The sequence below is a fragment of the Citrobacter sp. Cf088 genome (assembly GCF_030334295.1).
In the GTDB taxonomy this organism is placed as follows: domain Bacteria; phylum Pseudomonadota; class Gammaproteobacteria; order Enterobacterales; family Enterobacteriaceae; genus Citrobacter; species Citrobacter freundii.
In genome coordinates this window covers 160,676-172,126 of record NZ_JAOWEE010000058.1, presented here as the reverse complement: position 1 = coordinate 172,126, position 11,451 = coordinate 160,676, and the positions used below count along the sequence as shown (strand labels likewise).

Here is an 11,451-nt window from a genome sequence, read left to right as displayed (position 1 = left end):
GACGCGGGGTGGAGCAGCCTGGTAGCTCGTCGGGCTCATAACCCGAAGGTCGTCGGTTCAAATCCGGCCCCCGCAACCAACATTATGAACACCCTGACGGGTGTTTTTTTGTATCTGCGGTCCGTAAAAAAAGCGCTTTTCAGCGCTTTTTTGTTATCCTCTTCTCGCCAGCGTCGCCCCATCGGCAAAATAGGCTTTAATCCCTGCCAGAATCGACTCTGCAACTTCCTGCTGGAAGGTCGCCGTTTTGAGTTTGCGCTCTTCCTCAACGTTACTGATAAATGCCGTTTCGACCAGAATGGACGGGATATCCGGCGCTTTTAGTACCGCAAACCCGGCCTGTTCAACCTGATTCTTATGCAGGTTGTTGATTTTACCAAGCTTATTCAATACCGCTTTACCAAACTTCAGGCTGTCGGCGATGGTCAGCGACTGCACCATGTCAAACATGGTGTGGTCGACGTAACGGTCACCGCTCTTACTGACGCCACCGATGAGATCCGAGGCGTTCTGGGTCTGCGCCAGATATTTCGCTGCGGTACTGGTCGCGCCTTTGGTCGAGAGAGCAAACACCGAAGAACCGCTGGGTTGTCGACTGGTAAAGGCATCGGCGTGAATAGAGACAAACAGGTCTGCACGCTGCTTCTGCGCTTTCGCCACGCGGACTTTAAGCGGAATGAAGATATCTTCATTTCGTGTCATAAAGACCTTCATGTTGCCCTCTTTCTCTATGAGGGCTCGCAGACGACGAGCAATCTGCAGTACCACATCTTTTTCTCGCGTCTTGTATTTCCCCACCGCACCGGAGTCTTCTCCGCCGTGGCCTGGATCCAACATAATGACAATGGGACGATCGCGCCCCGCTTTACCCGGCTGCGGGCCACTTTGTGCAGGTGGCACCTGTTTATCCAGATCGCCCTTGTTGTAATCTTCCAGCAATGCCAGCAGCGGGTCCTGAACGTCCTGGGCATTCGCGGGATAGAGATCCATCACCAGACGTTCTTTAAAGCCTGCCACCGGAGCCAGCGCAAAAAGTTGCGGCTTCACATTCTGTTTCAGCTCGAACACCATCCGCACGGTCTTTGGATCAAACTGGCCAACGCGCGCCGACTTAATATACGGATCGTCAGGACGAATCTGCGTCCCAATGCCCTTGAGCACCGAGTTCAAATTAACGTCTTCAATATCCACAACCACACGCTCAGGATTACTCAGGGCAAACTGTTTGTATTTCAGCAGACGGTTAGATTCTACCGTGACGCGGGTATAGCTGGACGCAGGCCAGATACGTACGGCAACGACCTGACTCGCGGCTGCCAGACCCACCTGGCTGACGCTCAAAAGCCACATAGCACCCGCACCTTTCAATAAACGGCGGCGACTGATTGCTGAATTGGATCCCGACATGCTTCTCCCGAGCAAAAGAAATCTTTTTAGAGGTAATACGTAAAACGTCCGAATTGACCGGAAACTTTAGCGAATGACGCATAATCTGTCATCTATAAAAGGGTAAACATTCTTTTTATATTCACGGTATTACTGAGAAAAATCTTCAGCATGGGTAAAAATTACGCTTGCGCACAGAACCAAAACAGAATAAAAATACACAAATTACGAATAATCATGCAATGAGGGTGTGCCGTGGTGAAGGAGCGTAGAACCGAACTGGTACAGGGATTCCGCCATTCTGTTCCCTATATCAATACCCATCGGGGAAAAACGTTTGTCATTATGCTGGGCGGTGAAGCCATCGAGCATGAAAACTTTTCCAGTATCGTCAATGACATTGGTCTTCTTCATAGCCTCGGCATCCGCCTGGTCGTGGTCTATGGCGCTCGACCGCAGATTGATGCCAATCTTGCGGCGCATCATCATGAGCCGGTGTACCACAAAAACACGCGCGTCACCGATGCGAAAACGCTGGAGCTGGTCAAACAGGCTGCGGGGCTACTTCAGCTTGATATTACCGCCCGCCTGTCGATGAGCCTGAATAATACGCCATTGCAGGGTGCACACATCAATGTGGTCAGCGGTAATTTTATTATCTCCCAGCCGCTGGGCGTTGATGATGGCGTAGATTACTGCCATAGCGGGCGTATTCGTCGCATCGATGAAGATGCCATTCACCGCCAGTTAGATAGCGGTGCGATTGTGCTGATGGGCCCAGTCGCCGTTTCCGTCACTGGTGAGAGCTTTAATCTGACGTCAGAAGAGGTCGCCACGCAGCTGGCTATCAAACTGAAGGCAGAGAAAATGATCGGTTTTTGCTCGTCTCAGGGTGTCACCAACGATGATGGCGATATTATTTCCGAGTTGTTTCCTAACGAAGCTCAGGCTCGCGTTGAGTTGCAGGAAGAGAAAGGCGATTACAGCTCCGGTACGGTGCGCTTCCTGCGCGGAGCAGTGAAAGCCTGTCGCAGTGGTGTACGCCGCTGCCATCTGATCAGCTATCAGGAAGATGGTGCATTGCTGCAAGAACTGTTCTCCCGTGACGGCATCGGTACGCAGATCGTGATGGAAAGCGCCGAGCAGATCCGTCGCGCTACCATTAACGATATCGGCGGGATTCTGGAGCTTATCCGCCCGCTGGAACAGCAAGGTATTCTGGTCCGCCGCTCGCGCGAGCAGTTGGAAATGGAGATCGACAAATTCACGATTATTCAGCGTGATAACCTGACTATCGCCTGTGCCGCTCTGTACCCTTTCCCGGAAGAAAGAATTGGCGAAATGGCGTGCGTAGCGGTACATCCGGACTACCGTAGCTCGTCGCGCGGGGAAGTGTTGCTGGAACGGATCGCCGCGCAGGCCCGGCAAATGGGGCTGAGCAAGCTGTTCGTGCTGACCACGCGCAGCATTCACTGGTTTCAGGAGCGAGGCTTCACGCCGGTAGATATCGACCTGCTGCCGGAAAGCAAAAAAGAGATGTACAACTATCAGCGGCGGTCAAAAGTGCTGATGGCGGATTTGGCATAGGAGTGGTTGCCAGATGCGGCATACAGTTCGCTGGCACATCTTTGGTATACAGATCGTAGGCCTGATCAGACGCGATAGCGTCGCCATCAGGCACACAGCCGGATGGCGCTGACGCTTATCCGGCCTACATCATGCCATCATTAAACAACGCCGACAATCCGCTGCGGCGCTCGGTTCGGGTGGCAATGGCGCCACTCAATATCCGTTCATCGGCATACAGCGACAAACGACGACGCGCGCGGGTAACGGCGGTATAGACCAGTTCGCGAGTCACCACAGGTGAATGCTGGTTGGGTAAAATCAGCGCCGCGTGGTCAAACTCAGATCCCTGCGATTTATGCACCGTCATTGCCCAAGTGGTTTCATGTTCAGGCAAGCGGCTGGGCTGGACCGATTTGATAGAACCGTCCGGCAGCGCAAACCACACCCTCAGACCCTGCCCACGATCCAGGGCAATGCCAATATCACCGTTAAATAATCCCAGCGAACTGTCATTGCGCGCGATCATCACAGGCCTTCCCTCATACCAGCGGCTATGCGTCGAACGGTGAATTTTGCGTTTTTGCACCATCACCTGCTCAATGCGTTCATTCAAACCACCCACGCCAAACGGACCTTCCCGCAGGGCACACAATAGCTGATACTCATTGAAGGCCTGAATGACAGCATCCGGCTCGGCACGCTCGTGCAGTAAATCCAGATAGTGACCATAACCCGCCAGCGCTTCCTCCAGCATCGCAGCGTAATCTTCGCTGCTGTGCAGAGCGCGTTTTTCGATGTCACCAAATCCCTGCTGGAAGACCGTTTTTATCGCGGCTTTGTCACCACGATTAATCGCCGCAGCCAACTGACCGATTCCGGAATCGCTACCGAAACGGTAGCTCTTTTGCAGCAGGCACAAACTGTCGCGCAGAGCAGCCGCCTGAGTTCCCGAACCAGCCGGAATAGTGGTTTCAGTAAGGCGACTAAGCTGGCGGGCACGCTCCGGGGTAAAACCATCACCGACGAAAGCACAGATATCCCCCAGTACCGCCCCCGCTTCAACAGAAGCGAGCTGGTCGCGATCGCCCAGAAAAATCACCCGCCCGTGTGGCGGTAGCGCATCGATAAGGCGCGACATCATCGGCAAATCGATCATCGAGGCTTCATCCACTACCAGCACGTCAAGATGCAGCGGGTTTCCTGCATGATGCCGCAAGCGTTGGCTACCAGGCTGAGCGCCTAATAATCGATGCAGCGTACTGGCATCATCGGGAATGCGCTTCTTTTGCTCATCGGTCAGCGGCAGTTCACGCAACGCCGCGCCCAGCGAGGCGGTCAGACGTGCTGCTGCTTTTCCCGTGGGCGCCGCCAGACGAATACGACAGCGTTCACCGTCCGCCATCTGAATCAACGCCGCCAGAAGCCTCGCCACCGTTGTTGTTTTTCCGGTCCCCGGTCCGCCGGAGATCACCGATATACGACGGGTCAGCGCGACAGCAGCGGCCACTTTTTGCCAGTTAACGCCTTCAACGGGCGGAAACAGCGCTGCCAGCGTGTGGGTCAGCCGTTGCTCATCCACCTCAATGGCGTAGTTAACTTCACCGAAAAAGCGCGCCACCGCGCGTTCGTTATGCCACATCCGGTTCAGATACAAACGATCACCGTACAGCACCAACGGTGTGGGCTGCTCGCCACGGCTTACCGCCCCGGAGGCCAGCAGGCATTCCGCCCAGTCTTCGGGCTCTCCGGCTTCAGCGAGCCAGGCGCTTAACAGAGGATGGGTATCCTCGCTTAGGGATAACCGTGAAAGCGGTAAGCAGACGTGCCCTTCTCCTGCTTCACGGCTGAGCAACGCCGCTGCCAGCGCAACGGCAGGGTTGTCACTTCCGGCAACCGCCAGCGCGAACTGGGCATCCAGAGGGCGGAGCTGCTTTTGCTCAACGGCTTCCAGTAATCGTTTCTGGATTGTCATGACATATCCTCCAGCGGCACACCGGCAAACAACTCGTCCATCAAAGCGATCAACTCTCCGTCAGGTCGGGTCGCATAAATTCCCTGCTGCGGATTTTCACTGTCAACGCCACGCAGGAAGAGATAGATAACGCCGCCAAAATGGCGTTCATAATCGTAATCAGCAATGCGATGGCGCAAGTAGCGATGCAGCGCCAGAGTATAAAGTTGATACTGCAGGTCGTAGCGATGCGCCTGCATGGCAGAGGCCATCGCCTGCTGCGTATAGGCGGAGCTGTCTTCACCCAGCCAGTTCGATTTGTAATCGAGCAGGTAATAGCGCCCCTGGTGGCGGAATACCAGGTCAATAAAGCCTTTTAGCATGCCGCGCACCTGCATAAAGTCCAACGCAGGGCACCCCGCCGAGAGCGGATCGTACTGGCGAATTAACGCATCAAGTTGGCTGGCCATCAGCGGCTGCGAAATCGGCAGATAAAACTCCATCTCCACCTGTTTTTCTCGCGCGGAAAGCTGGCTCAAACTCACGCCCGTCTCGTTGAGAGGCGCCTGCAAAATGGCGTCCAGCCATTCGGCCAAAACCGGCGTCCAGTGCGCGTCATAACCGCCCAACGCCAGTTGCTCCTCGACCCAATGCGGATCCACCGGTTGCGTAAAATCGAGATTTTCAAACAGGCTATGCAAGAACGTACCCGGCGAAGCGCCGCGCGGGAACTGATGCGGTGTGAGTCCTGATTCTTCAATAACCTCACCGACGCCTGCGGCATCGATATCCAGTCGTGGGATCAGATCCTGCGCGATACCATGTCCACGCTGTTGCAGACCGGAATAACTGGTCACGCGCCAGCTATCGCCGGGCGTACGCTGCAGTATTTTTGCACTCAGTTCACTGCTAACAGACTGCGCAACCTGCCAGGGTTCGCCGTCAGGCTGCGCGGGAGTCTGGCAAGCAATATCGTTGCTGCAAAGCGCTTCAATCGCACCACGCAGACCCGTGGCATCCATCGGCTCACCTTTTTGCAACAGGCGACCAAGGGCGCTCTGATGCACATCGGTATCCCCTTTTTTATCGCCCCGACGTCGTACCAACGGCGCAACGCCAAGGCTGCAGTGCCATACCGAACGGGTTAGCGCGACATACAGCAAACGCAGGTCTTCCGCCAGACGTTCCGCTTCTGCCAGCTCAACGCTCTCCTCGGCATCGCTGAGATCCAGCACCGCTTCATAGGAGCTGCGATCGTGGTAGAAAGCCTGATCCTGGACGCGGAAATTGGTGATAAATGGCAGCCAGACCAGCGGATATTCCAGCCCTTTCGATTTATGGATGGTGACGATTTTAACCAAATGCTTGTCGCTTTCGAGCCTGAGCTGCTGACTGGACGCATTGCTGTCGGGTTCAAGAATATGCTGGGACAACCAGCGCACCAGCGCATGCTCGCTTTCCAGCTGCGAGCCCGCTTCCTGCAACAGTTCGCTGATATGTAAAATGTCGGTCAGTCGACGTTCGCCCCCCGCCGTCGCCAGCAGGTTCTCCGCAATCTGGCGGGCAGCCATCAGCGCGCGCAGCATCGGCATCACGCCGCGTTTATGCCAGATCTGACGATAACCATCGAACTCCTCGACCACCGCATCCCAGGCATTTTCGTCGTTATTTAACGCTTCAAGATCCTGCGCATTCAACCCCATCATCGAGGTCGCCAGCGCGCTACGCAGCGTGTTCTCACGCTCCGGCGTCATCACCGCCTGCAGCACCCACAGTAACTCCTGCGCTTCCAGCGTTTCAAATACGCTGTCACGGTTAGAGAGGTAAACGGAGGGAATGGCCAGTTGCGTCAGCGCATCGCGGACCAGCGCCGCTTCCTGGCGGCTACGTACCAGTACGCTGATGTCCGACGCGCGTACCGGGCTGGATGCTTTGCCACTGACCAGTTGCGCAGCGCCAGAATGTCCGGCCTTAAGCCAGTCGCGAATTTGCGTGGCGCACACCTGCGCCATGTAGTTCTGATAGTCGCCGACGCCACAGCTTTCCCCTTCCATCAGCCACATACTCATGGCTGGCTGCGTTTCACCGTGTAAAACAAACTGAAGCGACTGGTTTTTTTCTGCGAATTTTACCGGGCTGAAGGGGATTTCGCGGAACATAAAGGCGTCGTCCATCTGGCTGAAAAGCGTATTCACGCTATTGACCATGCCAGGGGCCGAACGCCAGTTGGTATCAAGCGTATAGTGTGCGCTGACTTCGCTGCGCGCCTTCATATAGGTGAAGATATCCGCACCGCGAAACGCGTAAATCGCCTGTTTTGGATCGCCAATCAGCAGAAGTGCGGTATCCGGCTGATGCTGCCAGATCCGGCGAAAAATACGATACTGCTGCGGATCTGTATCCTGAAATTCATCGATCATGGCAACTGGAAAACGGGTGCGAATAGCCGTCGCCAGCGCATCGCCGCTTTCACTGCGCAACGCTGCATCCAGACGGCTGAGCATATCGTCAAAACCCAGCTCGCCGCGGCGGCGTTTCTCCTCGGCAACCGCCGCGCGGATCTCCGCCAGCGCCCGGGTGATCACCAGATCGCGCAGGGTTAACGGTTCGCTAAGCAGTTCATCAATAGCGACGAAAAGCGGGTGCTGAGGCGTTACGCCGCCCGCTTTGGTTCGCTCTTCTAAAAAGCGCTGGGAGAATTTCTCCAACGCATCAGGCAACTGATAGCTTTGGGTTTCTTCCTGCGCCCATGCGCTGATCTTTTCGATCCACTTACCCTGGTTAGCGCGATTAAATTTACGCCGATCGATCCCGGAGGCTTCCAGCAGACCATCCAGCTCATCAACAGAATCACGCCATTGCTGCTTGATCTGGTTAATGCGTGCAAGAATTTGTTCATGCCGGGAGGCCAGCGTTTCGTCATCGGGCGGAGGAGCCTTGATAACCGGTGCTTCCCCTTGCAGATAGCGATCGATATCTCTCAGCAGCGCCTGCGGCCCTTTCCACGTTTCAAAAACCACCTGCGCAATGTCGCGGGGCAACGGGTAGCAGTGCCGACGCCAGAAGTCCGCGCAGGCCTGATAGCGCAGCAGCGATTCATCCTCTATCAGCTGCTGTTCGAACAGCATGCCAGATTCAAAGGCGTTAAGGCTGAGCATACGCTGACAAAAACCGTGGATGGTAAACACCGCCGCTTCATCCATCTGTCTTTCAGCCAATAACAGCCACTGAGCAGCCTGTTTTTTATCGGCAATTTCATCTAACAAACGGGCATATAGCGGGTTGTCGGTGGTTTCACGCAGGCAGGCAATTCGCAGTTCATGAATGTTGCTACGAATTCGACCGCGCAACTCTTCGGTAGCCGCCTCAGTGAAGGTGACTACCAGCAGTTCTTCGACGGTCAGAGGACGAGGAAAGGCGGCAGAGCCGCCCAGTCCAAGCAGTAAACGTAAATACAGGGCGGCGATGGTAAAGGTTTTACCGGTGCCCGCAGAGGCTTCAATCAGACGCTCGCCCGTCAGGGGCAAACGCAGTGGATCAAGGGACTCAGCGGCATCATTCATTCTTATCACTCATCAGGGGTAAGGTTTGCTGCAACGCGCTGACGGTCTGCCACACTTTCCAGCCTTCCGGGTGCACATATTCTGCTTGCCCGTTCTGACTGCCGGAAACCTGTGACAATATCGCCATGCCTTGCGGCTCAACCACCGCCTGATGGAAGAAGTCGGCAAGTTTTTGCGGCGTCAGCAGTTTAATCTGAGCCACTATTTTATCACGTGAATCGAAGCGCATATTGCCGCGATCAAAATCTTTGCTTAACTGTGAGGCTTCTGCCCCCAGCGTTTGCGGCGCCTGCAGCATTTGCGCAATAATCGCCTGCTGAATTTGCGCGAACTCTTCAGGTTTCATCGCCCGCAGCTTCGCTTCCGCCGTCGGGAAGAACGCTTTATAACGCTCCCAGAGGTAAGACGGCTGCTTATCACTGCTTTGCAGCAGGAACCCCATTCCCCACTGACGGCCAACGCTCATCGGGAAAGCAAATACGGCGTAACCTAACTGTTCTTCAGTACGCAGCTGATTGTAGAACCACGGCTGAACAATCTGCCCCAACATGGCGCTGTAGGCTGAACTGGTGTATTCATCGTATCCGATTGGCACAAATACCGCCGCCAGTGCTGAATCCGTGCTGCTGCCTGCTTTTTCAAAGATGACGGACTGCTTCTTGTCCACCACCACATCTTTGTTGCGACACCACTGTGACCCGTTCGCACCAAGCTGTTTTTGGATATCCCGCGCCATGCTCGTTGTCTGAGCTTCGCTCATATTACCAATGACCAGGAATTCAGGTCGCGCACCGGTTTTTAAGGCGTCGCGGTAGGTCATCACCTCTTTCAGGGTGATGGAAGGCAGCAACTGACGGCGCTCATCACGTGAAAAATAAGGCACCTGAGAAAGCATCTGCACCGGCATAATAGCCTGATCGTAGGCTTTACCCTTTTCTGCGGAATCCATCATCTGGGCATACCAGGATTTCGCCTGTTCCAGTTGTTCATCCGTTGAGGTATAGCTGAAATAGCCGCTCAGCAGCGCCTGAAAAAGCTGCGGCAAACGTTGGGTGTAGCCGTTGGCGTTAAGCATCAACCCATTGTTAGCGTTGGTAGAGAAACCAATTCCACCTACCGATGCCTGGTTACTTAACTGATCGAGCGCAATCCCCGCCAGGTAATCGTTAAGTGCGAATAAGACCTGGTTGCGGGCGCTGTCCATGGCTTTCGGGTTACGCAGGATCACGCTGACGTCAGCCTTCGGCTCGCTGGCAAAATACTGGCTTGGGGCATACACCACGCGTAAATCCGGCTCATCAACAATCAGCTCCGGATGAGCGTATTTTTTATCCGTCTTAATCAGCGTGAAATCATCCGGAATGTAGGGGTTCACCTCCGGTAACGACAGCGCAATGCCCTGTGCTTTTTGCTGCCAGTCGGCAAAGGTTTTGTCGCTGATTTTATCCACCTGGTAAGGCGCATCGACAAAATAAGCGGTTTTATTATGCGGCTCTTTCGCGCTGATATACCAGATACGCGCATTCTGCGGCGTCATCATTGCCAGACGTTGCTCAACAGCTTTCGCATCGTACTGGTCAGCAATATTCACCGCATCCAGCGTATGCTCGACGGGAACGCGGATCATGGTATCAGCCAGCCATTCCACGTAGTCCATATCACGGGTGATGGAGGGATAACGGAAATCGAGATCCAGCACATGCGCCAGCTCGTCAAAATAGCGTTTATCGACGCCTTTCTCGCGTAACAAATTGAGGTAGCTAAAGATTGCCGCGACAACTTCATCGCGATTCGCCAGCCCCTTGTCGGTTAACGTCGCGGAAATGGCTAACACGCCGCTGTTCCCGTTGACCACCGGATCGGAGTCTGCGCGAATACCTTCAACCAGGCCCTGCTTTTGCAGCCAGTCAGACAATGTGCCCGGACTACGATTGCCAATCAGGTAGGTCACCAGCTCATCGGTTTTACTGCGGAACTGCGCGCTGTTGTTATCGATACGAAACTCGACGCGCAATACTTTACGCGGCATTGCCGGAACATAGTGGATGATGATGCCCTTTTGCGCATCAGTGACGACCGGTACGGTAATTTCAGGCTTTTCGATATTTCTGTTCGGCACGCGCCCAAAGGTGTCAGCCGCTATCCGCGCCAGCTCTGGCAGCGGTTTATTGCTATAAATCACCGCCTTCATCAGGTTCGCGGAGTAGTACTTTTCATGAAATTTTTGTAACGCCTGTACCACCGGGTTGCCCGGTTTGTCACTTAATGTCTCTAGATTCCCGCCAGAGAAACGCGAGCCAGGGTGCGCCGGGTTGATAGTCTCAGCGCTCACCTGAGCCATACGCATCCCGTCTCGGGTACGCGCCAGCGTCAGCTCGGAGTTAACCGCGTTACGCTCACGGTCGGCATATTTTTTATCCAATAATGGATCGGCAATAGCATCCGCCAGGCGATCCACCGCCCCCACCAACGCGTCATTTTCGACTTCAAGATAGAAGGCCGTACGATAAGGCGCAGTGCTGGCATTGTGGCTACCACCGTGCATTTTCAGAAATTCAGCCAGGCTGTCCGGCTGCGGGTATTTTTTCGAGCCCATCAGGCACATGTGTTCGAGATAGTGCGCCAGTCCCTGATGATCGTCCGGATCTTCCAGCGAGCCCACGGGGACTACCAGTGCAGAAAGGGATTTCACGGCCTGAGGATCGGATACCAGCAGCACAACCATGCCGTTATCAAGGCGCACGGCCTGATACTGACGGGTATCTTTATCGCTTTTACGGATGGTTTCAGCTAAAGGCTGCCAACCGGTATCTGCCTGACTTACGGGAACCCAAAGGGCGACGAACAACAGTAATGCGCTGAACCAGGTGCTGCGGGGCATTCACAAACCTCATCATTAACGTATTCACCTGTTCACTACAAACCACGCATAAATACATGGTCTGAACAGGGCAAGACTATGTGCTGAACGAGCCAGCATCT

Annotated in this window: 5 protein-coding genes and 1 tRNA gene; 2 read left to right on the top strand and 4 right to left on the bottom strand. The window is 54.7% G+C overall.

The genetic code is table 11. The features are described 5' to 3' along the window. Window positions 1–2 precede the first annotated feature (2 nt). Window positions 3–79, top strand: a tRNA-Met gene (locus tag OGV71_RS24145). A 74-nt stretch (window positions 80–153) separates the two neighbouring features. On the opposite strand, the gene amiC is transcribed toward OGV71_RS24145, so the two are convergent. Further along, a complete protein-coding gene (gene amiC / locus OGV71_RS24140) occupies window positions 154–1,407 on the bottom strand; it encodes an N-acetylmuramoyl-L-alanine amidase AmiC (RefSeq protein ID WP_110249150.1) in 1,254 nt (417 codons plus the stop codon). A gap of 234 nt (window positions 1,408–1,641) precedes the next feature. Here amiC and argA point away from each other — a divergent pair, with 234 nt between their 5' ends. Beyond that, window positions 1,642–2,973 carry an amino-acid N-acetyltransferase gene (argA, locus tag OGV71_RS24135; protein WP_003034012.1) on the top strand — a complete coding sequence of 444 codons (1,332 nt, stop codon included), beginning with the start codon at window positions 1,642–1,644 and terminating at the stop codon, window positions 2,971–2,973. Window positions 2,974–3,097: 124 nt separating this feature from the next. Here argA and recD read toward each other — a convergent pair whose 3' ends face one another. The 3 genes from recD to ptrA are packed head-to-tail and all read right to left on the bottom strand — an operon-like array spanning window position 3,098 to window position 11,350. Further along, window positions 3,098–4,927 (bottom strand): exodeoxyribonuclease V subunit alpha, encoded by a 1,830-nt coding sequence (recD, locus tag OGV71_RS24130; protein WP_204583304.1) that lies wholly within the window; start codon window positions 4,925–4,927, stop codon window positions 3,098–3,100. Continuing rightward, entirely contained in the window at window positions 4,924–8,469 is a 3,546-nt protein-coding gene (gene recB, locus OGV71_RS24125; RefSeq protein ID WP_204583303.1) for an exodeoxyribonuclease V subunit beta, read from the bottom strand. Before recB ends, recD begins: the two co-directional genes overlap by 4 nt. After that, window positions 8,462–11,350: a pitrilysin gene (gene ptrA / locus OGV71_RS24120; RefSeq protein WP_204583302.1), complete on the bottom strand. Its 2,889-nt coding sequence runs from the start codon at window positions 11,348–11,350 to the stop codon at window positions 8,462–8,464. Before ptrA ends, recB begins: the two co-directional genes overlap by 8 nt. Between the last annotated feature and the right edge of the window lie 101 nt (window positions 11,351–11,451).